Origin of the sequence: Thioalkalivibrio sulfidiphilus HL-EbGr7 (assembly GCF_000021985.1) — a bacterium.
Taxonomy (GTDB): Bacteria; Pseudomonadota; Gammaproteobacteria; order Ectothiorhodospirales; family Ectothiorhodospiraceae; genus Thioalkalivibrio_A; species Thioalkalivibrio_A sulfidiphilus.
Map to the genome: position 1 here is coordinate 2,828,152 of NC_011901.1, position 26,224 is coordinate 2,854,375.

Below are 26,224 nucleotides of genomic sequence, written 5' to 3' on the forward strand. Positions count from 1 at the left end.
CCTCCTGCACGACACCTGGAGACACGGCCATCACCAACCCCATGAATTTTATAGGGTATGTATTTGACCAACGGCTGGGATTGTTGTTCTTGTTGGCGTGCCCGGGGAGCCGGCAATTCCGGCGTCCGTCACCCGAGTATAGTGTCTGCACAGGAAATACCCGATTGAAATTCTCCATCCTGGGACCCATATCTCATTGGACTATCCTGCCCCGCCGGCCCGGCCGGCCCGCCTCCCATGACCACCCCCCAGATTCAGACCACCGTCCCCACCCGCTACTGGCATGCCCTGCCGGACGGGCGCATCCAGTGCGACCTCTGCCCCCGTGAATGCAAGCTCCACGAGGGTCAGCAGGGACTGTGCTTCGTGCGCGCCCGGCAACACGACCGGGTGGTGCTGACCAGTTACGGACGCTCCAGCGGCTTTTGCGTGGACCCCATCGAGAAGAAGCCGCTCAACCACTTCCTGCCCGGCTCGCCGGTGCTCTCCTTCGGCACCGCCGGCTGCAACCTGGCCTGCAAGTTCTGCCAGAACTGGGACATGAGCAAATCCCGGGAGATGGACACCCTCATGGACCAGGCCTCCCCCGAGGCCCTGGCCCGGACCGCGGAGCGGCTGGGCTGCCGCTCGGTGGCCTACACCTACAACGACCCGGTGATCTTCCTGGAATACGCGGTGGACACGGCCATCGCCTGCCGCGAGCGGGGCATCCGATCCGTGGCGGTGACCGCGGGCTACATCTCACCCGGCGCCCGGGAGGACTTCTTCGCCCACATGGACGCCGCGAACGTGGATCTGAAGGCCTTCACCGAGGACTTCTACTGGAAGACCTGCGGCGCCCACCTGGACAAGGTGCTGGAGACCCTGCGCTACATCCGCCACGAAACCGAGGTGTGGCTGGAGCTGACCACCCTGCTGATCCCCGGCCACAACGACTCCGATGCGGAACTGGATCGCATGACCCGCTGGGTGGTGGAAAACCTGGGCCCGGACGTGCCCATGCACTTCACCGCCTTTCACCCGGACTGGAAGATGACCGACGTGCCGCGCACCCCGGCCAGCACCCTGACCCGCGCCCGGGAGATCGCCCGGCGCAACGGCGTGCACCACGCCTACACCGGCAACGTGCGCGACGAGCTGGGCGCCAGCACCTACTGCCACGGCTGCGGCGAACGGCTCATAGGCCGCGACGGCTACCGCATCACCCACTGGCAGCTCACCGCCGAGGGTCATTGCCCGAGGTGCGACACGAAGCTGCCCGGCGTGTTCGAAGCGCAGCCGGGCGATTGGGGGGAACGGCGGATGCCAGTGCGGATGGCACAGTTGAAGTGGGAAGTGTGAATTGGGAAGGGCGAAGAATGGCTTTCGATGTCTTTATTCCTACTTCCCAATTCTCACTTCCCACTTCACCCGGTACCACACCAGGCCCAGGTACTCATGCAGCGCCTGCCCCGTCAGCCACAGGGCGCGGGGCTGGGGTAGCACGACCGTGATGCCGCGATGGCGCGACAGGTCGCCCATCGGCAGGGTGGGGAACGGCGTGACCGCCAGTTCCGTGCGCTGGAAACACCACACGGCCCGGGGCATGTGCAGGGCGTGGGACACCAGCAGGGCATGTTCGATGCCCGCCTCTGCCAGCAGGTGCGCGCTGAACAGCGCGTTCTCGCAGGTATTGCGGCTTTCGGTCTCCCGCCAGCGCACCGCCACACCCAACTCCCCTTCCAGCACGTCTGCCAGCAGGTCCGCCTCGGCGGCGGGTTCATCCCCGCGCACCCGCCCGCCGCTCACCAGCAGCGGCAGGCCGGTGTCGCGATGCAGGCGCGCGCCATAGCGCAGGCGCTCCAGGGAATGGGGGCTGACGGTCTCGCCGCCATATTCGGGCGCATCCGGGTGCCGGCCACCGGCCAACACCACGATGGCGCCGGCGGCCTCGGGCAGCGGCGGCGCGACCGGGTAGCCGCGCTCCAGTCCCGCCAGCAGCCAGCCCGCGAACAGGGGCGTGGCCGCCACGTAGAGCCAGGCGATGCCGGCGAACACCAGCCCCTTGCCCAGACGGCGCCCCCAGAACAGCAGCCCGAGCACGATGGCGATCAAGCCGCTGGCGGGCGGCAGGATGAGCAGTTCGAGGACCTGCACGGGACGCGCCGGCGATGGACGCGAAGGCTACTTCTTGCCCGGGGCGTAGAAATAGCGGTTGAAGGTGGCCACGTCCTCGCTCACCCGGCGGATCAGGTGGTCGAGACTGATGATGGCGAACTCCAGCAGGTTCACGGCGATGTAGGGGCGCTCCACGCGCAGGCGGTCATACATGGAGCGGGTGAGCTTAAGCACCCGGGTGCCATTCTTCAGGGCGCGCATGCGCACCGCCCGGGGCACCCGGTCGAAGAAGGACATCTCGCCCATCAGTTCGCCCTCCTTCATGCGCCCCACCTCCACCTCGCGCCCGGCGTCGTCGTGGTACAGGGCGGCCTCGCCGTCCACCACGAAATACAGGGCCTCGCCCACCTCGCCGATCTCCGCGATCACCTGCTTGCTCTTGAAGCTGGCCTCGTCCAGGTATTCGAGCAGGATGCTCACTTCGCTGGGGGTGAGGGAGGCAGACATGGGGTGTTTGCTCAGGAATTCGTTGAGCTTGGCATCGAACGACATGGCGGGTCCTCGCGATATACTGGAACGGAAAATTTGCTGTCAGAAGTATACCGGCAGCCCGCCACATTCATCGACAACACCTGGGGGATTTCATGGACCCGCGCATCCTCGCCGACCTGACCCACCTGCCCGAGGAACTGGGCCCCCGCTCCCTGCTGGTGATCAGCGGGCCCGACAACCCGTTGCCCGAGGCCATCCACGCGCGCCTGCCCACACTGCCCATCACCTGGCTGTTCACCACCGAGGCCTACCCCGCCCTGGAGGACGTGGACCGCCACGAACTGGTGCTGGTGCTGGATGCCCTGACGGCACTGGACCGCGACCAGGCCACCCACATGATCGCCCGCCTGCGGGATCTGAACAGCGAGAGCCTGTACGTGCTCATGCCCGAGGGCGGCGAGAACGGATGGCATGAACAGGACCTGATCGCCCTGGGCCTGACCCGGGTGCGCAGCTACGCTCAGGCACAAGGCAACATCCACCTGTTCCGCTTCAACCTCAAGGACTACAAGAAGACCCCGGACTGGCTGAACCCGCGATACTGGGCGAATCCGGAGATGTGGGAAAAGGCCCGTTGGTGAGCGCCTGAAAAGGCGCTCACCAACGGGCCAGTGGCAAGTCTCAAGTGGCTAGTGGCAAGGAAAGGAAAAAAACCGGTTTTCCTTGCCACTTGAGACTAGCCACTAGCCACTAGCCACTGCCCTCACCCCTGCCTACTCACCTCGCACAGCCGCTTCATCTCGTCCGGCACGTTGTCCGGGCACTCGCCGCAGCGCTCGTTGCCGGGCACCGAGAAATCGATCTTGCGCGGATAGGGCAGGTCCATCTCGTCCATGATCTTCACGAATTCCTCGAGCGTCTTGCCCCGGCCCAGGCGCGGGTTGCGCATCTTCTCCTGGCCGATGGTGGTGATCTGGCGGGACTCGTAGTCGTGGGCGGGATAGACCAGGGTCTCGTCGGGCAGGGAGAAGAACTTGTCGTGGATGGACTGGTAGAGGGTGCGCGCATCGCCGGACTGGAAGTCGGTGCGCCCGCAGGCCTCGATGAGCAGGGCATCGCCGGAGAACAGCAGGTTCAGGCCACCGTGTTCCAGCAGGAAGGCATGGTGGGTGTCCGTGTGCCCCGGGGTGTAGAGGGGATTGAGGGTGATGCCGCCGACGCGAAACGGCTCGCCCTCGCGCACGCCGATGTCCCGGCAGGGCAGATCGTCCATGGCGGGGCCGGCGATCCTGCAGCCGCTCAAGGCCTTGAGCTTGCGCGCGCCGGTGATGTGATCGGCGTGGATGTGGGTCTCCAGGGCACAGGTGAGCTTGAGCCCCATCTCGTTGATCACCGCCAGATCCCGCTCCACGGTCTCGATCACCGGGTCGATGAGCACACACTCGCTGGTCTCGGCGCAGGCCAGCAGGTAGGTGTAGGTGGAAGAGTCGGGTTCGAACAGCTGCTTGAAATGCATGGGGACCTCCATCTTTGAATGACATCTTAACGGGCCCTGCGCGCCGTCCGTCGGCGCAGGCAGGCCCCGGCTTGATGAACCAGCGGGGCGCACCAATAATCATGGCAGCTTCCCGGGACATGACCAAATGACGGCACTGAAACAAAGGCTTGCGGAACACGGCTTCGTCTCCGACCAGGATTACGACTATGCCGTGCAGTGCCTGCTGTCCGCGCCCGGGGATCACCTGCGCTGCCTGAACCTGGAGGGCGACAGCGGCCGGCGGCGCAGCGCCTTCGCCTATGCCCTGGGCCACGCCCTGGGCCACGGCCACGTGCTCTACCACGAATTCACCGACCCGCCGCCGCAGCCGCCGGTACGCATGGACCCTGCCGAACCCGCCCAGGAGGCCCCGGGCGAAGCGCCCATGGATGCCCTGGACCGGGTGATGGCCGAGGCCTGCGCGCTCAGCGAGGGCGACCCCGCCTTCCTGATCCTGGACCAGCTGCACAGGGCACCCTTCCAGACCCACCTGCGCCTGGCGGAGTTCGTGCGCGACGGCACCTGGCGCTATGGCGAGGTGGCGCTCAAGGCCCACCGGCGCAACCTGCTGGTGAGCTTCATCTCCGACGAACCCCTCTACCACAGCCTGCGCCAGGCGGCCTTCAGCCTGTGGCTGGGTCAGCGGGACGACCCGGACGAGGCGATCACACCGGCGAAGCTGGGCCTGGCGGAGAATGCCCGGCCCATGATCCAGAGCCTGGAGGCCCTGTTCCGCGCCCTGGACCTGCGCCCCACCCTGGCGGAATGGCAACGGGTGGTGCACGACCTGCACGTGAACGTGAACGGACCCGCGGACCTGCGCCAGTCCATCTACGGCTGGGTGGAGGGCGTCGACCGCGCCCACCTCCTGTCCGCCTACATGGACCAGGTGCTGGCGCGCCAGTGGCCGAGCCTGCGCGCCTACCTGGGGATCGAGGCCCAGCACAGCGACGCCCGGGACGCGGACGCCGGCTGACGCAGAACCCCGGCAGGCGCTATCATTGGCCGCTCGATTCAAGCCACCAGGAATACCCATCCCATGACTCCCGAACAGGTCCAGCAACTGATCAGCAGCCGCATGCCCGACGCCCGGGTCTCCGTCACCGGCGGCGACGGCAAGTTCGAGGCCACGGTGATCAGCGCCGAGTTTGAAGGCCTGAACCCGGTCAAGCGCCACCAGCGGGTCTACGCCACCGTGGGCAACGAGATCGCCAGCGGCGCCATCCATGCCCTGAGCATCAAGCCCTTCACCCCTGCCCAGTGGGAGGCCAGCAACGGCTGATGACATCGGGCGCCCCGGCGCCCTCCCCTGTCCCGGTCCGTTCCACGCCCATGCGCCTGCTGTCCTTCGACGCCTACCGTTCCTTCGGCATCCCGGACACCCGCTATCTCAAGCCGGAACTCATGTACCGGCACGAGGCCGAGATCCTGGCCGCCGACTGGCTGCTGTTCCCCGCCTCCTGGCAGGTGGACGTGCTGGCCTGGGTGTACAACAAGCGACTGTTCCCCAGCATCCAGAGCTACCACCTGGGCCACGACAAGGTGCGCATGACCCGCGCCCTGTGGGCCGCCGCCCCCGCCCACGTGCCCGAGACCCTGATCCTGCCCTCCACGCCGGCGGCGCTGGAGGAGATCCTCGACACCTTCAGCTTCCCCCTGGTACTCAAGGAACCGCGCAGCGCCGAGGGGCGCGGCGTGGCGCTGATCGAGGACCGCCAGGCCCTGCGCGACTGGGCGGCGACCCACGACGTGCTGTACGCCCAGGAACGCCTGCCCATCGAGCGGGACGTGCGCGTCACCGTGGTGGGCGACCAGGTGGTGGCCGCCTACTGGCGCAAGGCCCCCCAGGGCGGTTTCCACAACAACATCGCCCGGGGCGGAGAACTGATCTTCGAGGACGTGCCGCCCCAGGCGGTGAGCCTGGTGGCCGATCTCGCCCGCCGGCTGAAGATCGACCACGCCGGCTTCGACGTGGCCCTGGTGGACGGCCACCCCTTCATCCTGGAATTCAACGTGCTGTTCGGCAACGGCGGCCTGGAGCCCCTGGGCGTGAAGCTCGCCGACGTCATCCACCAATACCTCAGCCGCGAGACTCCGGGGCCGACTCTTCAAGTCGTGTCATGATCTCCGCCAAGGGCCGGGAGGAACTGCGCACCCTGCTCGGCTCCGGCCTGGTCCAGGACTGGGAAGGCGCCGACCGCACCCTGAAGCAGGTGGCACGCATGCTGCTCAGCCAGCGCCCCGACCTGATGCGCCTGTACTTCGAACCCGCCGCCTGGGAAGCCATCACCGCCATGGAACAACGCCAGGCGGCCACCACCATCCTGGCCCTGCTCAAGGCGGCCGTGATCGCCGAGAACGGCAGCCCGCCCATCCACGACGCCAGCCAGGCGCGCTTCTACGTCACCTCCGGCCTGCGCGCCTACGTGGACGCGGCCATGGACTGGTACCGGCGGCATCCGGAGCACTGCCCGCCCGGTCTGAAAGATCGCAAGCCACCCCTCCTGCAACTGACAACTGACAACTGACAACTGACAAACAGTAATGATGGACGTGCTGGTCTGTGAAGCAGGGCATTTGAGCAGCCTGCGGGATCTGTTCGAGCCGCTGGGGCTGGAGATCCGGGTGCATCCCGAGGGCGCCGAACTGCCGGGCTCCTACTGGGGCGCGCCGGAGGCCGGGCTGGTGGGCGACGTGCTGCACGTGCGCCCGGACACCCCGGTGCACTCGGCCCTGCACGAGGCCTGCCACTACCTGTGCATGGACCCGGCCCGGCGCAGCGGCCTGCACACCGACGCCGGCGGCGATGATCTCGAGGAAAGCGCGGTCTGCTACCTTCAAATCCTGCTGGCGGATCACCTGCCCGGCGTGGGCCGCGAACGGCTCATGGACGACATGGACGCCTGGGGCTACAGCTTCCGCCTGGGCGATACCCGGGCCTGGTTCCACGGCGACGCCGAGGACGCGCGGGCATGGCTCCAGGCGCACGGCCTCGTGGACGCCGACCAGGCCTTCACCGGCAGGCTTCGCCAGCGCTGATGCGCGCACATCCACGCCTGTCCGGGCCCGGACCGCGCCCATCGCCCGGGCAGGACCGTGGAATTGGGATTGCCGCCACCCTGTGAGAGAATGCAGGGCATCATTTTTCAACCAACCACCAGCAGCACCGGGAACCTGCACCATGACCCAATCACTTGAGCAGATCGCCAGTGAATTCGTGCCCCTCAAGGAACTCAGCGAGCAGGGCCGCGCGGCCCTCCTGCAGCAGGCCGGACAGGACACCCTGGCCGCCGGTGCCAAGATCAACGCCACCGACCACCGCGAGCACCTGGTCTATCTCCTGGAAGGCAGCCTGGGCCTGGTGAGCCAGGGCAAGGCCAACCGGGTGACTGCCGACTCCCCCCGCGCCCGCCTGCCCCTGTTCCCGGAGCGCATCAGCAACGAGTTCGCCGTGGCCGAGAGCGCGTGCCGGCTGCTGGTGATCGACAAGACCGCGTTCGCGGAACGACTCAACGACGAGCGCACCGCCGGCTTCGAGGTCAACGACGTGGAGATCAACGCCGACGAGGGGCGCATCTTCCAGGAGATCTACGAGGCCACCCTGAACAACCGCCTGGAGCTGCCGCCCATGCCCGAGGTGGCCATCCGCATCCAGCGCATGGCCGACGACCCGGACGTGGGCATCCCGGAACTGACCAAGGTGGTGCAGATGGACGCCGCCGTGGCCGGTGCCCTGCTGCACGCCACCAACAGCCCCCTCTACCGCGGCGCCCAGCCCATCACCAACATCCGCGACGCCGTGGTGCGCCTGGGCCTGAAGACCACCCGCATGCTGGCCACCAACATCGCCATGCGCCAGACCTTCAAGGCCGACTCGGCCCTGGTCAAGGAACGCATGCGCCAGCTCTGGGAACACAGCGTCAACGTCTCCGCCATCGCCTACGTGCTGGCCCGCAAGAGCCGCAAGTTCGATCCCGAGCGCGCCCTGCTGGCCGGCCTGATGCACGACATCGGCGTGATCCCGATCCTCAAGTACATGGAGAACCAGGGCACCAAGCTCTCGCCCGAGGCCCTGGAATCCACCCTGTTCAAGCTGCACGGCATGACCGGCGTGCTGGTGATGAACTACTGGGGCATGGACCCGGAACTGGTGACCGTGGCCGAGGAAGCGGACAACTGGATGCGCGATACCGGCGAAAAGCCCGACTACTGCGACCTGGTGATCGTCAGCCAGCTGCTCAGCTACCTCAACACCCCGCGCATGGCCAGCCTGCCCGACCCGAACCAGGTGCCCGCCTTCAAGAAGATGGACATCGGCAGCGTGGACGCGGACATGAACCTGGCGATCCTGGACGAGGTCCGGGACGAACTGGAAGCCATCAAGCATGTCCTCAACGCATGAGCCTCTGGACCAGCTCCTGTCGCGGCTCTGGCCTCTGCAGGAACTGAAGGCCGAGAATCGTGTGCGGCTGGCCGAGAAGGCGAAGCTGGTGGACCTGAACCCCGGCCTGCGTCTCAACGCCCGGGACGAACACCGCTGGATCAATTACCTGCTGACCGGCAAGGTCAACCTGATGAGCAACGGCAAGCCCCACGTGCTGGAGGCGGATTCCAGCCGTGCCCTGCGCCCCCTGTTCGGCGACGAGCGCCTGCAGGACTACGCCGTGGCACTCACCCAGGGCCGGTTGCTGCGGGTGGACCGCCAGTTGTTCGAGACCTTCAAGGCGGACGAGACCAGCACCGGCATCGAACTGGAAGACGTGGAGTACGGCCCCACCGAGGGCGCCATCATCGCCCGGCTCTACCAGGACTGCATGAGCAACCAGCTGGACCTGCCCAGCGTCCCCGACGTGGCCCTGAAGATCCAGCGCGCCACCGAGGACCCGGCCACGGACCTCAACGACCTGGCGCGCATCGTGCAGATGGACATGGCGGTCACCGGCGGGCTGATCAAGGCCGCCAACAGCGCCATGTACGGCGGCACCGCGCCGGTCAACCACGTGCGTGACGCCATCCGGCGCCTGGGCACGAACGCCACTCGGCAGCTGGTCATCAGCATCGCCATGGGCCAGGTGTTCAAGACCGACGTGCCGTCCCTGAAACAACGCATGCACACCCTCTGGGACCACAGCGTGCACGTCTCCGCCCTGTGCTACGTGATCGCCCGCCACTGCGGCCGCCTGGATGCCGAGCACGCCCTGCTGGCCGGCCTGCTGCACGACGTGGGCGTGGTGCCCATCCTCGACTACGTGGGCAAACACCAGCCGGACATCGATCCCGAGGAACTCGAGCGCATCATCGCGCGCCTGCACGCCCTGACCGGCGAACTGGTCATCAACCACTGGGGTCTGGGGCCTGACATGAGCCTGGTGGTGCGCGAGGCGGATCACTGGGAACGCGCCGGCGGCGAGAAGGTCGATTACTGCGACGTGATCCAGGTGGCCCAGCTTTACGCCTACGCCAAGGCGGGCCGCAACGACGTGCCACGCTTCGACGCCGTGCCCGCCTTCTCCCGCCTGTGCCTCTCGGAGGTCTGCGCCGGCGACCGCATCGATCCCGTGGAAGAGGCCGAGGCCGAGATCCGCGCCGTCATGGACATGCTGCGCGGCGACTGATGCCCGCAGTTCATACCCTACAACACCGAGACACAACCGACATGACCGATACCCGCAAGTCACCGGAGCCCGGAGTCAAGCTGCGCGCCGCCGACAAGGTGGCCCGCATCCCGGTCAAGATCGCGCCCACGGAAAAACCCCTGCGCAAGCCCGCCTGGATTCGCGCCCGCACCCACGGCAGCCCCGAGGTACAGCGCCTCAAGCGGGTGCTGCGCGAACAGCGCCTGCACACCGTGTGCGAGGAGGCCTCCTGCCCGAACCTGGGCGAATGCTTCGGCCACGGCACCGCCACCTTCATGATCATGGGCGACATCTGCACCCGGCGCTGCCCGTTCTGCGACGTGGCCCACGGCCGTCCCGAGCCGCTCGACGCCGAGGAGCCCGAGAACCTGGCCCGCACCATCGCCGCCATGGGTCTGCGCTACGTGGTGATCACCTCCGTGGACCGGGACGACCTGCGCGACGGCGGTGCCCGCCATTTCGTGGACTGCATCCGCACCACCCGCGCCCACAGCCCCGACATCCGCATCGAGATCCTGGTGCCGGACTTCCGCGGCCGCATGGACGTGGCGCTGGCCATCCTCAACGAGGCCCCGCCGGACGTCTTCAACCACAACCTGGAGACCGTGCCCCGCCTGTACCGTGAGGCCCGCCCCGGCTCCGACTACGACTGGTCCCTGGACCTGATCCAGCGCTTCAAGGAGACCCATCCCCAGGTGCCCACCAAGTCGGGCCTGATGCTGGGACTGGGCGAAGAGATGCACGAGGTCGAAGCGGTGATGCGCGACCTGCGCGACCACGGCTGCGACATGCTCACCCTGGGCCAGTACCTGCAGCCCAGCCTGCACCACCTGCCGGTGAAGCGTTACGTGACGCCGGAGGAATTCGACCGTCTCGCCGAGATCGGCTACGCAATGGGCTTCAGCCAGGTGGCCAGTGGGCCGATGGTGCGGTCCTCGTACCATGCGGACCAGCAGGCGCAGAAGGTGATTCCTGAGGGGTGATTTGGGTTAGGGAGATTTAACGCGGAGGGCGCGGAGGCGCAAAGGGCGCAGAGGTTGTTGAACGACGAAGGGGTCGGTGACAAATGAGAACCATTTGTCACCGACCCCTTTTTGCCTTTTTTGTTTCCTAGAGCACCTGGGCTCGCACGACGGGGTGGTCAAGAAGGGGCTCCAAGCCGATGAAATCACGCAGATGGCCAGCGCCCGTCTGTGTGCGGCCTTGGACAGCAAGCATAGCCGAGGCAGAGGCGATAGCTGCCGTCGCCCCGTAATCGGAGGCCAGACTTAACATTCGGCTCGCCAACACATTGCCGTCCCGAGTTAGGGCCACGGCGCCTAATTCGATGGCTTCGACACCAGACTCCCCGGCTTGCGCCTTCCTCCGTGCAATGGTGTCGCGCAAGCGGCTGTAGATCTGCGGCGCAGTACCGCGGAGCAACGCGAGAATGCTGATGATCGTATTCATGTGCCGACTGTCGAATCCAGTCACGAGTCTCACACTCACTGCTCCGTCCAGGAATTCGAGTTCCGGGCCATCCAGGTCGAACAGCTTTCGGATTGATGGCGGCTCTCCTGGACGCTGGGGATAAGGCCGCTGTTTGAATTCGCATCCGGAGCGGGTGAGAAGGTCAATCATTTCACGGGTTCCCTGTTCACCTGCGGTTCCGGCACTGCTCTGTAAGAGGCTGACCTGGATACAAGCAGCCTTGGGGACCCGTGCCTGCATGTCGCGCGCGAGTAGGCCGGTCAACCCCGGGGAGAGTCCTGCCATCGCCATCATACAACGGCCCTGCTGCCTCGCCAGGTCATCTAGCGCGAGCAATTCGCGAATCAATCCGCGATCGACAGTCACATCGATCACATGGCAACCGCAATTCAGGGCTCGCCGATGCAACGCTGCGTCTCGCAACGGAGCGGCATTGATGATCGCATCGAGACCCTCAGGGGATGCATCGAACCCTGCGGCCCGCACACTGTTTTGGCCCGCCAGGATTCGCAGGATCATCGCACCCAGTCGGCCCTGTGCACCGAAGACACCGATCTTCATGGAGAACTCCAATACCAACCCCTATTTGTCTGTCATGCCTTCGCGACCAGGTACGCTCCGACACCGATCATCAGACCGCCCGCAGCAACCTTTGCGCCGCGCCCAGCCCCGCGCCCGCCTGCCAGGCTTGCCACTCTGACTCCGGCGTATGCATAACCAACTTTCACACCGCCAACCGCAAGCAGGGTTATCACCACAATCGAGGCAAGGTCTGTTGCAGATATGGAGGACAGATCGACAAACGCGGGGAACAGGCTTGCGTAGAAGAATATTGCCTTGATATCCCCCAGGGTCAGGATGAGGCCAGAGAAAAAACTCACCGTCAAAGATGACGTGCTTCGATCACGCGTACCCGCCAGTGTTGGCCGCTTGGCTCTCAGCAGAGACAGACCGAACCAGATCAGGTAGGCCCCTGCCAGGTACTTGACGACCACAAAGAATCCCCCCATCGCCTCCGCCATCACCGCCAATCCAAGCACCGCCAGACAAACAAACACCAGGTCGCCCAACACAATCCCGGCGGCGACTGCTGCCCCATGCGGGAATCCTGCGGTTGATGAACGAGTAACAACCAGAGCAACGCTGGCACTTGGAACCAGCGCCAAAAGGGACATGACTGAAAACAGAAGGATTACATCGAGGAGACTCATCGTCGTCATTCAAGGAAAAGGTGACATCTTTATCATTCAGACTCACACCACAGCGACATTTGTCTTGCAGATGAGCAGCAGTGATAAGGGATTGCCGGTATCGGGGTGAAGCGGTTCCTGTATTTCTGTGACCTGCCACTCAGCCGTTTGCAACACGTCCACCCACGATGCCAGGGTGCGGAAGTACCACGGCATCGGTTCCGCGAAGCATTGCTCGAAGCCACTGAATGTTTCGATACGCCAGGCATTGCGGTAACCGGCCTCCCCACACGCACTCCAGGGATGGACTGTCTGAATGAACAGCACACCATCCGGCGCGACCACACGTCGCAGCGCTGAGAGCAGTGGCACCACGTCCTCTTCCAAGAGGGCGAAGTTACAAACCACGGCGGAATAGTCCTTGCCGAACTGTTCAGGCTCTGCCACCAGTTCGGCATAGGTGATCTCATGAAAAATACCCGACCCCTGCTGGCGTGCGGCTTCGACGAGGCGGGCTGAACCATCCACGCCGACCACCTCTGCACCCGCCGCGGCCAGTACACGGGCGAGCCACCCTTCCCCGCACCCGACATCCAGCACCCGCTCGGGAGAGCGGGCGAGTACGGCCTGAACAATCGAGGCATCTGTCGCAATGCGCCGGCTCTCGATCCTGTGTTCGCGTACGGCCGTGCTCCATGCATCGGCATTGGCGTTCCAGCTGGCGCGAAGCTGCTCCGCAGCATCAGAATCTCGGCTCATCGCACATGGCCCTGATCAAACAATGCTCATTAGGCCTGCTTTGGGACATCCACAGTCCAGGATTATGGGTGTCCCAAACCGCCCCCAGTCCAGGATTAGTGCTTTGGGACATCCACAGTCCGGGATTATGGGTGTCCCAAACCGCCCCCAGTCCAGGATTATGGGGATTATGGGTGTCCCAAACCGGCCGGCATCCATGCCAACTTGAACTTATCGACATTTTGTCTTCGCCACAGAGCCAATAATTCCTCATACTTAAAGGAGTCAATGGCCTGCTGCAACTGAACGGCGTACTCCATCTGGGCCCGTTCGTGTGCCTCCGGTGGTTCACTGTATCGTTTTGCATCTTTTATTGCCTCGCATGACCACCAAGGCCGATTGGTGAACCCGATATGCAGGAGTGCAATGCTCAAATCCAGACTGTCCAGTTGGGTATCGGGTTTGGCTACGTATTCGACAACAAAGTCACGGACTGTGCTCACAGATTCAAACCAGGGCAGGATGCTGTCTTCAACGACTTTGGTGACGCTCTGTATGGCGATTGTGGCAGTTGCCTCATCTGGTCCGGCCCAATTGATGTCTCTGTCGGGCGGTGCATCGACTCTTTTGCCTATGCGATAAGTATCAATATCCATGAGCGGGTCGGAAAGCAGGTTAATGTAGTAATGAACATAGAAATCGTGCCCACCCCACTTCGACATCTGAAAACCAACGGAGTCGACCATCTCTCTGCGGATTCTCAAGAAGTGCTTAGGCCGATACCGATAGAAGCCCGCTTTGGTGAGAACAGGAGCTAGATGTTCAGTGATGGCAGATTGGACGAAGTCTTTCTTTGAGGTCATGGTATTTGCGCCCAACGTTGTAGCTGTGCGGCGCAAACGAAGCGCCGCGTAGTTTGCGTCCGGACGAGCGACTTGTTAGTGGTCTTTGTGCTCGAGCTGGTGAACTTTCTTTTCAAGTCGACGAACTTCCTTAAACATTACACGTAATGCATCACGTTCTTGCGCACTCTGATCAGGCTCTTCACCTTCTCCCCTTTCCTCTTCGTCAGGCATGACGAAATCAATTTCGCCTCCTTTTTCTACAAAATCTACTAATTTCTTTATTGCGCTACTTAATTCGTTAACCTTGTCACCTTCCGCCTTTCTATCCAAGCCAATTTCATCAATATTCTTAGTAATTATTGTTTCAACACCATTTTGTTTTTCAGCCTCCGCTGCTTCCATTAGGCTTTTCTCGGCTTCGTCATTAGCAAGTTCTAATGCACGTACTTCTTGAGCTTTTTTCTTTATATCATAGACTTTTTCAATGACTTTCAACGCGTCCATGATTATTGCGCTTACAGTTTTGGCGATTGGATAGGCGCTTAATAAGCTAACAATCAATGACCCTTTGCTGGCGCCAACCACTTGAATATCTTCTGGCGCCTGACCATGCGCCATTCCTATTCCACGCCCTATATCCCACCATGTTTTACCCCAATCTTTTAATTCGGTAAGATTTGAAAGGTGTGCCTCGCGGGTAAAGTGAACTCGCAATAAAACAGCATTGCCAATTTCGGTTACTTCCTCAGTGGTAATTATTTTATTAAGTAGCTCTCTAGTTTTCTGAGACCACTGAACGCCTTCGCTAATTTTTTGGATTGACTGTTGAACTCGTTCTGCTGCGTGAGCAATATCTAATGCATTTCTAAATAATGTATCTTCTAATAGATCAACGCCTTCCTGCCCCACGTTGTCTGCGATACCAATTTCTTTCAGAACTTCGATTTGACCATTTGATAACTCAACTAAAGCAACACTCTGTAATGCTTTTATCAATTGCTATTTTTGCTCTTCAAAAGGTTGTTTTTGCTGATTTGGCTGAGTGTTGACTTGGAGCACTTTATGCAATTGCTGATACTTTTGCACAATTTGTTTATCTACAATCTCGGCTTGTATCCAGCTTGTTAAATCATATAGTTCTTCTACTTGCATAAGAGTTTCCCTTTTGACCACTAACGTTTAAGCTGTGCGGAACAAACGAAGCGCAGCGTAGTTTTTGTCCGCACGAGTGCCTTGTTAGGCATTTACCACCTTAGATTTCGGAATAAATCTAAGTTCTATATCAGCCGGACAATTATCTACCTTTCGGCGCCACATTCTCTCAACGCGATCTAACTGACTATCTTCGAAATAGTAAACAACCACAATAATTAATTTAAATTTAGACTCGAAGAACTTGTCGGCTATGACAGCGTGATATAAAACCCGGTCAAGAATCATACTGGACGGGAAAGATGACCTTAAGACTTTAATTTCGAGAAAGGTAAATGGCTCCACAGTGTGGAGCATCGCATCAAACTGCGCATCTGTTCCATCTATGCCTATATTAGGAGAGGCGTTGACTTTAAACTCAGAAGAAATCATTTGAATTACCGCGCTTTCAATTGTACTCAATTCTTCTCTAAAGCGACGATGCTCCTCTATTTTAGAATCTCTGCCTTTTACCGCTGAAGATTGGCTACTAGAGACAGATTCGCATTTTATTTCAACCTCTTTATCATCTTCTACTAATGACTCCTTTACCTCCTTGTCCAGTTTCTTTTCTTGCTCTTCAGGACTTAATGTTCGCAGGAATGATTTATCATCTTTAAAATCTCCCGGCGCATAAAGTTTTCCATGATGGCTTTTTACTAACCAATAGAAAGAAACTAAGACCATTATTGGAAAAATAACTATAAAAATAATCAAAGGCCATCGTTCTGCGGCCGTCAATTTTTCAGCAGCCGAGTTCAGTAACAAGCTAGCAAATCCGTATATGAGCGAAATAAAAAGCGCAATGATTCCTAATGGATTTCTTGCAAATTCTTTCGCACCCTTTAGAAAGTCCATAATCTCTCCACAGTGCTTGTATGCCTAACGCCGCCAGCACGTGCATCTTTGTAGTGTAGGCGCAGCCGGAACGAAAAAGCCGTCGCTGTGCCTGGCATTGTTAGGTTTTATCATTCCGGCACTTCGCTTGTATCCGTTTTATTAGCGCATTGAAATTTATTCCCAACCCCATGAAGTTTGGTTTCAGATCGACGATATCGTTTGCTCCAGGCAAAATTTCCGGGGTTTTAACCCGATCATTGCGCAGGTGAATAGCGAGCTCCGCGTGAACTGAAGCCAATGCGCGCCGCGTTGAATTTTGTACCCCTGCCTCGTACAGCGATGACGCAATATCGGTTCTATATGCTCGACGGTCAAACTTTAGCCCGTAGCGTGCTGCCGCCCGTTCAACACCTCCAAGGAAACCTTCAAATCTATGAAGATACCGCTCCCCCTCAAAGTAGCCTGCAACATGCTTCTTGGCGCGCTCCAGCTCATCCGTGCTATGGAATCCACCGGAGGTGCTTAGGATTCGCGATATCTCAGCATTAAACCGCTTTTCTTTGCATGAAATGACCGAAACCATAATATTCGCCACACTCTGAAAATCGGGTACACGAAGCCGCCCGCTTTCGTATTTGATATTCGAATACAGATCATTAACTTCTTTGCGAGTCTCGCTCTCGCAGTCTTGGTCAATGTAAGCAAGCTTCGTTTTAATGAGCTTGTTGATTTCTGAATCAGTTTGCACCAGCTCTCCTGGAAACCTAACTAGATTTCTGCCATAAAAGTGGCGTGTTGTAACACGACATTATCGTCGTATAATCTTCCTGCGGCTCCGTAACCCCTTGATTCAGCACGATACGAGCCGCAGGAACACTGCGATCATTCACGGAGGAAACACTGCCATGGAGGCACCCCGTCAACCGCGGCTGCTCGATCAGGTGCGCGAGCGCTGTCGCGTCAGGCATTACAGTCTGCGCACCGAGCAGGCCTATACCCACTGGATCCGCCGTTACATTCTGTTTCACGGCAAACGCCATCCCCTCGACATGGGGGCGCCCCAGGTCGAGGCATTCCTGACGCACCTGGCGGTCCAGGAGGACGTGGCGCCCTCCACCCAGAACCAGGCGCTTGCGGGCATCCTGTTTCTCTACCGCGATGTACTGGGTATCGAGCTGCCCTGGCTTGACGGCGTGACCCGTGCGAAGAAACCACCCAGACTCCCCGTGGTGCTGAACCGGGACGAGGTCCGTGCCCTGCTTGCGCAGCTTGATGGCATGTACTGGCTGCTTGCGAGCCTGATGTATGGTTCCGGCTTGCGGCTGATGGAGGCGCTTCGCCTGCGCGTGAAGGATGTGGATCTTGAACGCCGGGAGGTGACCGTCCGCGAGGGCAAGGGGGGCAAGGATCGGCGCACGATGCTGCCGGGCACGCTGGTGGAGCCGCTGACACGGCAGCGGGAGAAAGTGGCTGCGATCCATGCCCTTGACCGGGACAACAACCTGGCGGCGGTCTACCTGCCTCACGCCCTCTCGCGCAAGTACCCGAATGCGGGCAAGGAACTGGCCTGGCAGTTTCTGTTTCCTGCCAGCCAGCCGGGCATCGATCCACGGTCTGGTATCCGCCGCAGGCATCACCTCCATGAGTCGGCGGTGCAACGGGCCATCAAGGGGGCTGTGCGCGCCGCCGGTATCCTCAAACCGGCCAGCAGCCACACGCTCCGCCACAGCTTTGCCACGCATCTGCTTGAGGACGGCTACGACATCCGTACCGTGCAGGAATTGCTGGGGCATAGCGACGTGCGCACGACACAGATCTACACCCACGTCCTGAACCGGGGCGGGCTGGCGGTGCGCAGCCCGCTGGATGGGGGCTGAATGAGCGGTGTGTGCAGGTGCCACCAGGACAAGACTCCCTTTGTACCTGCAGGGACTTTAGCCTCTGGTGACGCGGCATGGCAATCCCGGTGGAGATGCGACGCCCTGATACGCCGGGCGGGCGACCGAAGCGGGTATGCTTTGGGACACCCATAGCTATCCCCCATGACGCTTCCGCGAGCACGGGCCATTCGCGGCGGGGTCGCCGCTCCTACGGGGTGAGGCTTTGCGTCAGTTTGTCTGCCACTGCCCTGCCCGCGGTTTCCACGTCCATCTCCACGCCGAGCGCCTTGAGTGAGGTGGTCTCGAGTCCTTCGTAACCGCAGGGGTTGATGCGCGCGAAGGCGGACAGGTCCGGGTCCACGTTGAGGGCGAGGCCGTGATAGCTGGCGCCGCGGCGCACCCGCAGGCCCAGGGCGGCGATCTTGGCGCCGTTTACATAGACACCCGGGGCGTCGGGCCGCGCCTCTGCCCGGATGCCGTGATCGGCGAGGAAGGCGATGACCGCCTGTTCCAGCAAGGTGACCAGGGCGCGTACGCCCAGGCCGCGGCGGCGCAGGTCCACCAGCACGTAGAGCACCGCCTGGCCCGGGCCGTGGTAGGTCACCTGGCCGCCACGGTCCACGGGGATCACGGGGATCGGGCCGGGGTCGAGCACGTGCTCGGGCTTGCCGTTCAGACCCAGGGTAAAGACAGGGGGATGTTCCACCAGCCAGAGTTCGTCGGCGGTGGTCTCATCGCGGGTATCGGTGAAGGCCTGCATGCGACGCCAGACGGGGTCGTAGTCGCAGAGGCCGAGTTGCTTGAGGATGATGTCGGGCACGGGAAGGGCGATTCAAAATTCAAGATTCAAAATTCAAAGGAGGACCTCAGTACCACCCACGCAGGCACCTGCGGCCTTCCCTTTGAATTTTGAATTATGAATTTTGAATTCTCCTTTCAAAGCACCATGGTCACCAGCTCGCAGGCGGTCAGCTCCCGGTACAGGGCGTCCAGCTGCACCTGGCTGTGGGCTTCCACCACCACGGTGATGGCCAGGTAGCGGCCGCCGCTGGAGGCCCGCTGGGTGTAGGCCTCTTCGGGGGTGCCCGGCACGTGGCGTTCGACGATGCGGGCCACCTGGGCATGAAACTCCGGCACCGCGGCCCCCATGATCTTCAGGGGGAAGCGGCAGGGGAATTCCATCAGGGTTTCGTCAGCCATGCTCGCCGGTCCGCAGCTTCCGCTTGTAGTCCTGGTAGAGGTCGAACATGCGCCGCCACACGGGGCCGGGCCGGCCCTCGCCCACCGCGCGCTCGTCCAGGCGGGTCACGGGCAGGATCTCCTTGGTGGAACTGGTCAGCCAGATCTCCTCGGCGTCGCGCAGGCTGGCCTCGGGGATGGCGCTTTCCATCACCGGCAGGCCGTGTTTATGGGCCAGCTCCACCACCAGGTCGCGGGTGATGCCGGGCAGCAGGCTGGTGTCCTTGGGCGGGGTGACGATCACCCCGTCGGCCACCACGAACAGGTTGCTGGCCGCGCCCTCGGTGGCAAAACCGCCGCGCACCAGGATGGCCTCTGCGGCACCGGCCTCCACCGCCTGCTGGCGGGCGAGGATGTTGGCCAGCAGGGTGATGGCCTTGATGTCGCAGCGGTTCCAGCGGGTGTCGGGCACGGTGAGCGCCGACACGCCCTGCGCGAACAGGGCCGGGTCCGGGGCCTTGATGGGACTGACCATGGCGAACACGGTGGGCGGCACGTCCGGCGGGAAGGCATGGTCCCGGCGCGCCACGCCCCGGGTCACCTGCAGGTAGACGGAACGGTCGTCGCCGGGATTGCGCGCCACCAGGTCTTCCAGCATGCGCGTCCAGCCGGCGCGGTCCAGGGGCGGGTCGATGCGTATTGCCGACAGGCTGCGATCCAGGCGGTCCAGGTGCTGCTCCAGGCGGAACAGGCGACCGCCGAACACGGGCACCACCTCGTAGACCCCGTCGCCAAACAGGAAGCCGCGGTCCAGCACCGAGATCTTCGCCTCGGATTCAGGGAGAAATTCGCCGTTGAGATAGACAGTCATAAAGGCCCAGAGACAAGAGGCAAGTGACAAGATACAAGTGGGCGGGCCGTGCCCGCCCGGTACGTACTGTCATGCTTAGAACATCTGCAGCACGGAATCCAGCAGGCGGCGGAAGATGCCGCCGGTCTCGACGGATTCCAGGGCCACCAGGGGGCGGCGGCTCAGGATCTCGCCGTCCAGGATGAGCTGCACCTCGCCGTAGACCTCGCCGGCCTGCACCGGGGCCTCGAGGCTCGCGTCCAGCTCCATCTGCGCCTGCATGTCGCGGTAGCGGCCACGGGGCACGGTGACGTACAGGTCCTCGCTCAGGCCCATGGGCACCCGGTCGGTGGCGCCCTTCCACACCCGCGCGTCGGTCAGCGCGGCGCCGGCCTCGTAGAGGCGGTGGGTCTCGAACTGGCGGAAGCCCCAGCTGTACAGGGCCTGGGACTCGTTGGCGCGCTTGATGCCGCCCTGCTGATGGCTGGGGGCATCGATGCCCATCACCACCGCCACCAGGCGCATGCCCTCCTGCTCGCGGGAGGACACCAGGTTGTAGCCCGAGGTACGGGTCCAGCCGGTCTTCAGGCCGTCCACCTGGCTGTCCCGCCACAGCAGCAGGTTGCGGTTGGACTGGGTGATGCCGTTGAAGGTGAAGTTGCGCTCGGAGTAGTAGCCGTAGTGCTGGGGGAAATCCCGGATCAGGGCGCTGGCCAGCAGGGCCATGTCCCGGGCGGAGGTGTACTGGGCCTCTTCGGTGGGCAGGCCGTGGGAATTGGTGAAATGGGTATTGACCATGCCCAGGGCCCGGGCCTGGGCGTTCATCAGGTCCACGAAGGCCCCCTCGGTGCCGCCCACGTGCTCGGCCAGGGCGACGCTGGCGTCGTTGCCCGACTGGATGATCAGGCCGCGCAACAGGTCCTGCAGCCGCACCCGGTTGTTGACCTCGATGAACATGCGCGAGGCGCCCTGCATGCCGGTGCGCCAGGCGCGCTCGCTGATGCGCACCTCGTCGTCCAGGGAGATGGTGCCGCGTTCGATCTCCTGGAACACCAGGTAGGCGGTCATGAGCTTGGTCAGGCTGGCGGGTTCGACCCGCTCGTCGGCGGCGCGCTCGGCCAGCACCATGCCGCTCAGGTGATCCATGATCAGGTAGTTGCGCGACTCCAGGTCCGAGGGCGGCGGCACGCGTACGGTGGACTGGGCCAGGGCCTGGCCCAGGGGCGCGATCAGGAGGAGGCAGATGAGGCTGAGGAGAATGCGCTGAATCATGGTATCGGGTCGGACTCTCGGGTTCGGACAGGGTTCACTTGGGGAGAAGAGGCTGCATCGACGGGGCCATGCACCGGCCCCGTACACTACCACAGCCGTTCCCGCCGGGAACGGGACGGCGGTCAATCCACGACGATGCGGTAGTCGGGAAAGCCGATGCGTTCCAGGTCCCGGGCGGCGCTGTCGGCGAGATCCACGCTGGCCAGGGGGCCGATGCGCACCCGGTAGACGGACAGATCGGGCGCCTCGTGGATCGCCACCCGGCCCAGGTTGTGGCCATTGAGCCGGGCGAGCAGCTGCTCGGCATTGTGGCGGCTGCTGAAGGCGCCCACCTGCACGTAGACCGACGGCGCGCCGCCGGTGTTCCCGGCCAGGGGCGCGGGCTGGGTCTGGGCCATCTGGGTGCCCGGCGCGCGCGGATCGATGGCGCGCACCTCCACCAGTGCCGTGCCCTGCTCCAGCATGCCCAGGCGATATGCCGCTGCATAGGAGAGGTCGATGATGCGGCCCCGGGCAAACGGGCCCCGGTCATTGACCCGCACCACCACGGAACGGCGGTTCTCCAGGTTGGTGACCTGCACGTAGGTGGGCAGGGGCAGGCGGGTGTGGGCGGCGGTCATGGCGAACATGTCGTAGGGTTCGCCGCTGGAGGTGCGCCGGCCGTGGAACTTGGTGCCGTACCAGGAGGCCACGCCCCGCTCCACGTAGCCATCGGCGGAATCCATGACGCGGTAGGTCACGCCGAACACCTCGTAGGTGGCGGGGTTGCCGTAGCGGCTGCGCGGCTCCACACGGGGCACCGCGTCGGGGATGCTGGACAGATCCGCGGGACGATGACGGGGGGCACCGTCCTGTACATGCGCCGGTGCCGGCCCGGCCGTGGACGAGGCCGGTTTCTTTGACCCGGGACTGCCGCAGGCGGCCAGCGTCAGGGCAGCGAGGGCCAGCAGCGCCGCCCTGAGCAGAACAGCCGCATTCATCTTTGCACGCCTCACGCCTGTCTCCTCACGCTTCACGCATCACCTCAATTGGTCATGGACCGGCTGATCTCCTGCGCCAGCAGGTGAACCGCCTTGGCGTACAGAGGGCTGCGGTTGTAGCGGGTGATCACGTAGAAGTTGGGATAGCCCAGCCAGACCTCGGTGCCGTTTTCCGTCTCCAGTTCGATGATGGAGAAACGCCCGTCCTCGGGCACGGGCTCCCGGGGCGTCACGCCGTGCCGGGCCAGGTCCTCCAGGCTGTGGCGGGCCTGGAAGCCGCCGCCCATGAGTGCCCGGTAGGCCTCGCCCTGCACCTCGGCGCGGGCCACCACCGGTTCGCCCTGGGCCCAGCCGTGACGGCGGAAATAGTTGGCCACGCTGCCGATGGCATCGGGCCAGGAACCGATCAGGTCCCGGCGGCCATCGCCGCTGAAATCCACCGCGTATTCCCGGTAGCTGGATGAGATGAACTGGCCGCGCCCCATGGCGCCGGCGTAGGAGCCGCGGGTGTCGCGCAGGTCCAGGCCCTCTTCACGGGCCAGGCGCAGGAAGTGTCCCAGCTCGGAGCGGAAGAAGCGCGACCGGGGCGGATAGTCGAAGCCCAGGGTGACCAGGGCATCCAGCACCCGGAAACCGCCCTGGTTGCGGCCGTAGAAGGTCTCCACGCCGATGATCGCCACCACCACCGCCGCTTCCACACCGAACTCCTGTTCGGCGCGCGCCAGCAGTTCGTCGTGCTCGCGCCAGAAACGTTCGCCCTCGCGGATGCGCTGCTCGGTGAGAAAGATGGGGTGATAGCGGTACCAGGGCCGCGCCTCGGCAGGTGCAGAGATCAGGTCCAGCACCCGCTGCTGGGGCTCCACGCCCCGGAACAGGGCCTCCAGTTCGCGGCGCTCAAAACCCTCGGCCACCATCTCGTCGATGAACTGCTGCACCGCCTCGCGTTCCAGGTAGGGCGGATCTCCGGCCACGAAGGCCGGCTGCGCCCAGGCCGCGCCGGACAGCGCGAGGGAAAGCAGCAGGACAGTCAGGAAACGGGACATGGGGTGGTCTGCGAACGCAAGGGAAGTCAGGCTCATCGGGCCAGCAGCCTCCGATGGGAGTGAATGGACATGAGGATACCGAATGCCGCCAGCAGGGTCACCATGGAGGTGCCGCCGTAACTGACCAGCGGCAGGGGCACGCCCACCACCGGCAGCAGGCCGCTGACCATGCCCACGTTGACGAACAGGTAGACGAAGAAGGTCAGGCTGAGGGAACCGCCCAGCAGCCGCGCGTAGGCGTCCTGGGCCTTCACGGAGATGTACAGGCCGCGCAGGATGACCAGCAGGTACAGACTCAGCAGCAGCAGCCCGCCGAGCAGGCCGAACTCCTCCGCATAGACCGCGAAGATGAAGTCCGTGGAGCGTTCCGGCAGGAACTCCAGCTGGGACTGGGTGCCGTTGAGCCAGCCCTTGCCGTACAGCCCGCCGGAGCCGATGGCGATCTTGGACTGGATGATGTGATAGCCCGCACCCAGGGGGTCGCTTTCCGGGTTGAGCAGGGTCAGCACCCGCTGGCGCTGGTAGGGGCGCATGAAATGCCACAGCACCGGCAGCGCCACCAGGGCGAGCGCGCCCAGGGCGAAGATGATGCGCCAGCGGATGCCGGCCAGGAACACCACCAGCAGCCCGGCGGCGCCCACCAGCAGCGCCGTGCCCAGGTCCGGCTGGCGCGCGATGAGCACCATGGGAATGAGTGCCAGCAGGCCCGCCGCCACCACCTCCAGGAAACGCGGCGGCAGGGGCCGGTCGGCCAGGTACCAGGCCACCATCATGGGCACGGCGATCTTCATCAGTTCCGAGGGCTGGAAGCGCACGAAGCCCAGGTCCAGCCAGCGCTGCGCGCCCTTGCCCATCTCGCCCATGACCAGCACCGTCGCCAGCAGGCCGATGCCCAGCACGTAGATCCAGGGGCTCCAGCGCTTGAGGTTGTCGGCGGGGATCTGGGCCATCACCAGCAGCGCGGTGAAGGCCACGGCCAGGCGCACTAGCTGGCGGTTGAGCATGTCCATGCTCTCGCCGGTGGCACTGTACAGGGCCACCAGCCCGACACCGGCGAGCAACAGCAGGCCGGTGAACAGCACCATATCCAGGTGCAGGGCCCGAACCAGGGTACGCATCAGCGCTCCTCCCGCAACAGGTAGTAGTCGATCACCTCGCGGGCGATGGGCGCGGCCACACGCCCGCCGCTGCCGCCGTGTTCGGAGATCACGGCCACCGCGATGCGCGGCGCCTCCGCCGGCGCGTAACCGATGAACAGGGCGTGGTCGCGCAGGTGCTTGGCCAGCCCCTCCTCGTCGTACTCTTCGTCCTCAGCCAGACCGAACACCTGTGCGGTGCCGGTCTTGCCGGCCAGGGTATAGCCGCGGATGAAGCGCCCGGTGGACCAGTAGGCGGTGCCGTTGCTGCGGTGCACGGAATTGATCATGGGCTGGATGACCTGGTCCCAGTGTTCCGGGCGGGAGACCTGCACCGGGGTCAGCCACTCGGTTTCATGCAGGCGCAGGTCGCCGCTCACCGGGTCGATGATGCCGCGCAGCAGGTGCGGACGCACCCGCTCGCCCCGGGTGGCGATGGTGCTGGTCATGGAGGCCATCTGCAGCGGCGTGGCCAGCATGTAGCCCTGGCCGATGGAGGTGATCACCGTCTCGCCCGGGAACCAGGGCATGTTCTGGGTGGCGCGCTTCCATTCCCGGCTGGGCAGCAGGCCCGGGCGCTCGCCGGTGGTGTCCAGCCCCGTCACCTGCCCCAGGCCGAACTGACCCAGGAAGGGTGACATGCGGTCGATGCCCATGCGCACCCCCAGGTCATAGAAGTACACGTCCGAGGACTGGGCGATGGCCTTGTCCAGGTTCACCAGCCCGTGTCCCTCCCGGCGCCAGTCGCGGTAGCGGCGATCGTCATTGGGCAACTGGAAGTAGCCCCGGGCGAACATGGTGCGTGCCGCCGTGGTCACGCCAGCCTCCAGGCCCGCCAGACCGACGATGGGCTTGATGGTGGAGCCGGGCGGGTACTGGCCCGAGAGGGCGCGGTTGAACAGGGGCTGGTAGCGGTCGTTGCGCAGTTCGTTGAACACGCTGGCGGGGATGCCGTGCACGAACAGGTTGGGGTCGAAGCTCGGCTTGCTCACCAGGGCCAGCACCTCGCCGGTGTTGGGGTCCATGGCCACCACGGCTCCGTTGCGCCCCTCCAGGGCCCGGCGCGCGGCGGCCTGCAGGCCCACGTCCAGGCTCAGCACCAGGTCCCGCCCCGGCACCGGGGCCTCGCGCTCCAGCACCCGCAGCACCCGGCCCTGGGCGTTGACCTCCACCTTCTGATAACCCACCCGGCCGTGCAGCACGTCCTCGTAGAAGCGCTCCACGCCGATCTTGCCGATGTGGGTGGTGCCGCTGTAGTTGCGCCGGTCGATGCGCGCCAGTTCGCGCTCGTCGATGCGCCCCACGTAACCCACCACGTGGGCCATCTCCTCGCCCAGGGGATAGTGCCGGGCCAGGCGCGCCTGGATGTCCACGCCGGGGAACAGGTGCCGGTTGATGGCGAAGATCGCCACCTCCTCGTCGCTCATGTTGAGCTTCACCGGCACCGCCTGGAAGGGGCGCTTGCCGCGCAGCTCGCGGCGGAAGCGGGTGATTTCCGCCTCTTCCAGGGACAGCAGGTCCGTGAGGCGGGCCAGGGTGTCCTCCAGGTCACGGACCTGTTCCGGGGTGATCTCCAGCTGGTAGGAGGGACGGTTCTCAGCCAGCACCACGCCGTTGCGGTCGTAGATCAGGCCGCGGGGCGGGGGCACCGCCTCCAGCCGCACGCGGTTGTTCTGGGAAAGCGTGGTGAAGTGGGAATAGTTGACCACCTGCAGGAAGGTGAGCCGTGTGGCCAGGGTGCCGACCAGGATCAGCACCACCAGCACCATGATCACGGCACGGGAAAAGAACAGGCGCTGTTCCTGCTGGTGGTTCTTGATCGCCTGTCGGACAGCCATTGGGGCTATA

At 63.4% G+C, this 26,224-nt stretch carries 30 protein-coding genes; 11 read left to right on the top strand and 19 right to left on the bottom strand.

Features of this window, described 5'->3' with window-relative positions; genetic code table 11:
* Nucleotides 1–237: 237 nt before the first annotated feature.
* On the top strand, nt 238–1,341 hold the full coding sequence (amrS, locus tag TGR7_RS13490) for an AmmeMemoRadiSam system radical SAM enzyme (RefSeq protein ID WP_012639234.1): 1,104 nt from the start codon (nt 238–240) through the stop codon (nt 1,339–1,341).
* 39 nt (nt 1,342–1,380) lie between these two features.
* On the opposite strand, the gene TGR7_RS13495 is transcribed toward amrS, so the two are convergent.
* On the bottom strand, nt 1,381–2,136 hold the full coding sequence (locus TGR7_RS13495) for a YdcF family protein (RefSeq protein ID WP_012639235.1): 756 nt from the start codon (nt 2,134–2,136) through the stop codon (nt 1,381–1,383).
* A gap of 27 nt (nt 2,137–2,163) precedes the next feature.
* Nucleotides 2,164–2,649, bottom strand: coding sequence for a Crp/Fnr family transcriptional regulator (locus tag TGR7_RS13500; RefSeq protein ID WP_012639236.1), 486 nt, complete (start codon nt 2,647–2,649; stop codon nt 2,164–2,166).
* 92 nt (nt 2,650–2,741) lie between these two features.
* On the opposite strand from TGR7_RS13500, the gene TGR7_RS13505 reads away from it, so the two are divergent.
* The gene (locus TGR7_RS13505) at nt 2,742–3,230 is read left to right on the top strand and encodes a DUF6231 family protein (protein ID WP_012639237.1); all 489 of its coding nucleotides are present in this window, start codon (nt 2,742–2,744) and stop codon (nt 3,228–3,230) included.
* A gap of 122 nt (nt 3,231–3,352) precedes the next feature.
* Here TGR7_RS13505 and TGR7_RS13510 read toward each other — a convergent pair whose 3' ends face one another.
* Nucleotides 3,353–4,105 (bottom strand): MBL fold metallo-hydrolase, encoded by a 753-nt coding sequence (locus tag TGR7_RS13510; RefSeq protein ID WP_012639238.1) that lies wholly within the window; start codon nt 4,103–4,105, stop codon nt 3,353–3,355.
* 127 nt (nt 4,106–4,232) lie between these two features.
* On the opposite strand from TGR7_RS13510, the gene TGR7_RS13515 reads away from it, so the two are divergent.
* The 8 genes from TGR7_RS13515 to lipA all read left to right on the top strand — a co-directional run bounded on the left by TGR7_RS13515 (nt 4,233) and on the right by lipA (nt 10,745).
* The gene (locus TGR7_RS13515) at nt 4,233–5,102 is read left to right on the top strand and encodes a hypothetical protein (protein WP_012639239.1); all 870 of its coding nucleotides are present in this window, start codon (nt 4,233–4,235) and stop codon (nt 5,100–5,102) included.
* 63 nt (nt 5,103–5,165) lie between these two features.
* Nucleotides 5,166–5,408 carry a BolA family protein gene (locus TGR7_RS13520; RefSeq protein ID WP_012639240.1) on the top strand — a complete coding sequence of 81 codons (243 nt, stop codon included), beginning with the start codon at nt 5,166–5,168 and terminating at the stop codon, nt 5,406–5,408.
* Complete coding sequence (locus TGR7_RS13525) at nt 5,408–6,250, top strand: ATP-grasp domain-containing protein (RefSeq protein WP_245522990.1); 843 nt, start codon at nt 5,408–5,410, stop codon at nt 6,248–6,250. Before TGR7_RS13520 ends, TGR7_RS13525 begins: the two co-directional genes overlap by 1 nt.
* A complete protein-coding gene (locus TGR7_RS13530) occupies nt 6,247–6,654 on the top strand; it encodes a hypothetical protein (RefSeq protein ID WP_012639242.1) in 408 nt (135 codons plus the stop codon). Before TGR7_RS13525 ends, TGR7_RS13530 begins: the two co-directional genes overlap by 4 nt.
* 16 nt (nt 6,655–6,670) lie before the next feature.
* A complete protein-coding gene (locus TGR7_RS13535; RefSeq protein WP_012639243.1) occupies nt 6,671–7,165 on the top strand; it encodes a hypothetical protein in 495 nt (164 codons plus the stop codon).
* Nucleotides 7,166–7,307: 142 nt separating this feature from the next.
* Nucleotides 7,308–8,528, top strand: a complete 1,221-nt coding sequence (locus TGR7_RS13540) for an HDOD domain-containing protein (protein ID WP_012639244.1) — start codon at nt 7,308–7,310, stop codon at nt 8,526–8,528.
* Nucleotides 8,512–9,741: an HDOD domain-containing protein gene (locus TGR7_RS13545; RefSeq protein WP_012639245.1), complete on the top strand. Its 1,230-nt coding sequence runs from the start codon at nt 8,512–8,514 to the stop codon at nt 9,739–9,741. Before TGR7_RS13540 ends, TGR7_RS13545 begins: the two co-directional genes overlap by 17 nt.
* Nucleotides 9,742–9,782: 41 nt before the next feature.
* Nucleotides 9,783–10,745 carry a lipoyl synthase gene (lipA, locus tag TGR7_RS13550; protein ID WP_012639246.1) on the top strand — a complete coding sequence of 321 codons (963 nt, stop codon included), beginning with the start codon at nt 9,783–9,785 and terminating at the stop codon, nt 10,743–10,745.
* A 127-nt stretch (nt 10,746–10,872) separates the two neighbouring features.
* On the opposite strand, the gene TGR7_RS13555 is transcribed toward lipA, so the two are convergent.
* From TGR7_RS13555 to TGR7_RS17525, 8 genes are all read right to left on the bottom strand, one after another.
* Nucleotides 10,873–11,793, bottom strand: coding sequence for a saccharopine dehydrogenase family protein (locus TGR7_RS13555; RefSeq protein WP_012639247.1), 921 nt, complete (start codon nt 11,791–11,793; stop codon nt 10,873–10,875).
* 32 nt (nt 11,794–11,825) lie between these two features.
* On the bottom strand, nt 11,826–12,443 hold the full coding sequence (locus tag TGR7_RS13560; protein WP_245522991.1) for a LysE family translocator: 618 nt from the start codon (nt 12,441–12,443) through the stop codon (nt 11,826–11,828).
* Nucleotides 12,444–12,485: 42 nt separating this feature from the next.
* A complete protein-coding gene (locus tag TGR7_RS13565; RefSeq protein WP_012639249.1) occupies nt 12,486–13,181 on the bottom strand; it encodes a class I SAM-dependent methyltransferase in 696 nt (231 codons plus the stop codon).
* A 167-nt stretch (nt 13,182–13,348) separates the two neighbouring features.
* Nucleotides 13,349–14,023: a DUF4304 domain-containing protein gene (locus TGR7_RS13570; RefSeq protein ID WP_012639250.1), complete on the bottom strand. Its 675-nt coding sequence runs from the start codon at nt 14,021–14,023 to the stop codon at nt 13,349–13,351.
* Nucleotides 14,024–14,098: 75 nt separating this feature from the next.
* On the bottom strand, nt 14,099–15,001 hold the full coding sequence (locus TGR7_RS17520; RefSeq protein WP_148211511.1) for a hypothetical protein: 903 nt from the start codon (nt 14,999–15,001) through the stop codon (nt 14,099–14,101).
* Between the two features lie 3 nt (nt 15,002–15,004).
* A complete protein-coding gene (locus TGR7_RS17650) occupies nt 15,005–15,157 on the bottom strand; it encodes a hypothetical protein (protein WP_187148401.1) in 153 nt (50 codons plus the stop codon).
* 84 nt (nt 15,158–15,241) lie between these two features.
* Entirely contained in the window at nt 15,242–16,054 is an 813-nt protein-coding gene (locus tag TGR7_RS17265; protein ID WP_012639251.1) for a hypothetical protein, read from the bottom strand.
* Between the two features lie 100 nt (nt 16,055–16,154).
* Nucleotides 16,155–16,784, bottom strand: coding sequence for a hypothetical protein (locus TGR7_RS17525; RefSeq protein WP_012639252.1), 630 nt, complete (start codon nt 16,782–16,784; stop codon nt 16,155–16,157).
* Nucleotides 16,785–16,941: 157 nt separating this feature from the next.
* Here TGR7_RS17525 and TGR7_RS13575 point away from each other — a divergent pair, with 157 nt between their 5' ends.
* The gene (locus TGR7_RS13575; RefSeq protein WP_012639253.1) at nt 16,942–17,913 is read left to right on the top strand and encodes an integron integrase; all 972 of its coding nucleotides are present in this window, start codon (nt 16,942–16,944) and stop codon (nt 17,911–17,913) included.
* A gap of 211 nt (nt 17,914–18,124) precedes the next feature.
* Here TGR7_RS13575 and lipB read toward each other — a convergent pair whose 3' ends face one another.
* The 8 genes from lipB to mrdA form a co-directional block, all read right to left on the bottom strand.
* Nucleotides 18,125–18,736, bottom strand: coding sequence for a lipoyl(octanoyl) transferase LipB (lipB, locus tag TGR7_RS13580; RefSeq protein WP_012639254.1), 612 nt, complete (start codon nt 18,734–18,736; stop codon nt 18,125–18,127).
* A gap of 116 nt (nt 18,737–18,852) precedes the next feature.
* Entirely contained in the window at nt 18,853–19,116 is a 264-nt protein-coding gene (locus TGR7_RS13585; RefSeq protein ID WP_012639255.1) for a YbeD family protein, read from the bottom strand.
* Nucleotides 19,109–19,966 (bottom strand): D-amino acid aminotransferase, encoded by an 858-nt coding sequence (locus tag TGR7_RS13590; RefSeq protein ID WP_012639256.1) that lies wholly within the window; start codon nt 19,964–19,966, stop codon nt 19,109–19,111. The genes TGR7_RS13585 and TGR7_RS13590 overlap by 8 nt, the downstream gene beginning before the upstream one ends.
* Before the next feature lie 75 nt (nt 19,967–20,041).
* Nucleotides 20,042–21,217 carry a D-alanyl-D-alanine carboxypeptidase family protein gene (locus TGR7_RS13595; protein WP_012639257.1) on the bottom strand — a complete coding sequence of 392 codons (1,176 nt, stop codon included), beginning with the start codon at nt 21,215–21,217 and terminating at the stop codon, nt 20,042–20,044.
* Between the two features lie 122 nt (nt 21,218–21,339).
* Nucleotides 21,340–22,197: a septal ring lytic transglycosylase RlpA family protein gene (locus TGR7_RS13600; RefSeq protein ID WP_012639258.1), complete on the bottom strand. Its 858-nt coding sequence runs from the start codon at nt 22,195–22,197 to the stop codon at nt 21,340–21,342.
* 44 nt (nt 22,198–22,241) lie between these two features.
* Complete coding sequence (gene mltB, locus TGR7_RS13605) at nt 22,242–23,276, bottom strand: lytic murein transglycosylase B (RefSeq protein WP_012639259.1); 1,035 nt, start codon at nt 23,274–23,276, stop codon at nt 22,242–22,244.
* Entirely contained in the window at nt 23,273–24,358 is a 1,086-nt protein-coding gene (rodA, locus tag TGR7_RS13610; RefSeq protein ID WP_012639260.1) for a rod shape-determining protein RodA, read from the bottom strand. Before rodA ends, mltB begins: the two co-directional genes overlap by 4 nt.
* Nucleotides 24,358–26,214, bottom strand: a complete 1,857-nt coding sequence (gene mrdA, locus TGR7_RS13615; protein WP_012639261.1) for a penicillin-binding protein 2 — start codon at nt 26,212–26,214, stop codon at nt 24,358–24,360. The genes rodA and mrdA overlap by 1 nt, the downstream gene beginning before the upstream one ends.
* Nucleotides 26,215–26,224 lie beyond the last annotated feature (10 nt).

Excerpts from the sequence above, each read along its gene's own strand:
- TGR7_RS17265 (WP_012639251.1), bottom strand. The coding sequence starts at position 16,054 with ATGGACTTTCTAAAGGGTGCGAAAGAATTTGCAAGAAATCCATTAGGA.
- mltB (WP_012639259.1), bottom strand. The coding sequence starts at position 23,276 with ATGAGCCTGACTTCCCTTGCGTTCGCAGACCACCCCATGTCCCGTTTC.
- TGR7_RS13530 (WP_012639242.1), top strand. The coding sequence starts at position 6,247 with ATGATCTCCGCCAAGGGCCGGGAGGAACTGCGCACCCTGCTCGGCTCC.
- TGR7_RS13540 (WP_012639244.1), top strand. The coding sequence starts at position 7,308 with ATGACCCAATCACTTGAGCAGATCGCCAGTGAATTCGTGCCCCTCAAG.
- TGR7_RS13535 (WP_012639243.1), top strand. The coding sequence starts at position 6,671 with ATGATGGACGTGCTGGTCTGTGAAGCAGGGCATTTGAGCAGCCTGCGG.
- amrS (WP_012639234.1), top strand. The coding sequence starts at position 238 with ATGACCACCCCCCAGATTCAGACCACCGTCCCCACCCGCTACTGGCAT.
- TGR7_RS13565 (WP_012639249.1), bottom strand. The coding sequence starts at position 13,181 with ATGAGCCGAGATTCTGATGCTGCGGAGCAGCTTCGCGCCAGCTGGAAC.
- TGR7_RS13545 (WP_012639245.1), top strand. The coding sequence starts at position 8,512 with ATGTCCTCAACGCATGAGCCTCTGGACCAGCTCCTGTCGCGGCTCTGG.
- TGR7_RS13525 (WP_245522990.1), top strand. The coding sequence starts at position 5,408 with ATGACATCGGGCGCCCCGGCGCCCTCCCCTGTCCCGGTCCGTTCCACG.
- TGR7_RS13595 (WP_012639257.1), bottom strand. The coding sequence starts at position 21,217 with ATGATTCAGCGCATTCTCCTCAGCCTCATCTGCCTCCTCCTGATCGCG.
- TGR7_RS13560 (WP_245522991.1), bottom strand. The coding sequence starts at position 12,443 with ATGAGTCTCCTCGATGTAATCCTTCTGTTTTCAGTCATGTCCCTTTTG.
- TGR7_RS13515 (WP_012639239.1), top strand. The coding sequence starts at position 4,233 with ATGACGGCACTGAAACAAAGGCTTGCGGAACACGGCTTCGTCTCCGAC.
- TGR7_RS13600 (WP_012639258.1), bottom strand. The coding sequence starts at position 22,197 with ATGAATGCGGCTGTTCTGCTCAGGGCGGCGCTGCTGGCCCTCGCTGCC.
- TGR7_RS13575 (WP_012639253.1), top strand. The coding sequence starts at position 16,942 with ATGGAGGCACCCCGTCAACCGCGGCTGCTCGATCAGGTGCGCGAGCGC.
- TGR7_RS13590 (WP_012639256.1), bottom strand. The coding sequence starts at position 19,966 with ATGACTGTCTATCTCAACGGCGAATTTCTCCCTGAATCCGAGGCGAAG.
- TGR7_RS13505 (WP_012639237.1), top strand. The coding sequence starts at position 2,742 with ATGGACCCGCGCATCCTCGCCGACCTGACCCACCTGCCCGAGGAACTG.
- lipA (WP_012639246.1), top strand. The coding sequence starts at position 9,783 with ATGACCGATACCCGCAAGTCACCGGAGCCCGGAGTCAAGCTGCGCGCC.
- TGR7_RS13510 (WP_012639238.1), bottom strand. The coding sequence starts at position 4,105 with ATGCATTTCAAGCAGCTGTTCGAACCCGACTCTTCCACCTACACCTAC.
- TGR7_RS13570 (WP_012639250.1), bottom strand. The coding sequence starts at position 14,023 with ATGACCTCAAAGAAAGACTTCGTCCAATCTGCCATCACTGAACATCTA.
- TGR7_RS13555 (WP_012639247.1), bottom strand. The coding sequence starts at position 11,793 with ATGAAGATCGGTGTCTTCGGTGCACAGGGCCGACTGGGTGCGATGATC.
- TGR7_RS17650 (WP_187148401.1), bottom strand. The coding sequence starts at position 15,157 with ATGCAAGTAGAAGAACTATATGATTTAACAAGCTGGATACAAGCCGAG.
- rodA (WP_012639260.1), bottom strand. The coding sequence starts at position 24,358 with ATGCGTACCCTGGTTCGGGCCCTGCACCTGGATATGGTGCTGTTCACC.
- TGR7_RS13500 (WP_012639236.1), bottom strand. The coding sequence starts at position 2,649 with ATGTCGTTCGATGCCAAGCTCAACGAATTCCTGAGCAAACACCCCATG.
- TGR7_RS13585 (WP_012639255.1), bottom strand. The coding sequence starts at position 19,116 with ATGGCTGACGAAACCCTGATGGAATTCCCCTGCCGCTTCCCCCTGAAG.
- TGR7_RS13520 (WP_012639240.1), top strand. The coding sequence starts at position 5,166 with ATGACTCCCGAACAGGTCCAGCAACTGATCAGCAGCCGCATGCCCGAC.
- mrdA (WP_012639261.1), bottom strand. The coding sequence starts at position 26,214 with ATGGCTGTCCGACAGGCGATCAAGAACCACCAGCAGGAACAGCGCCTG.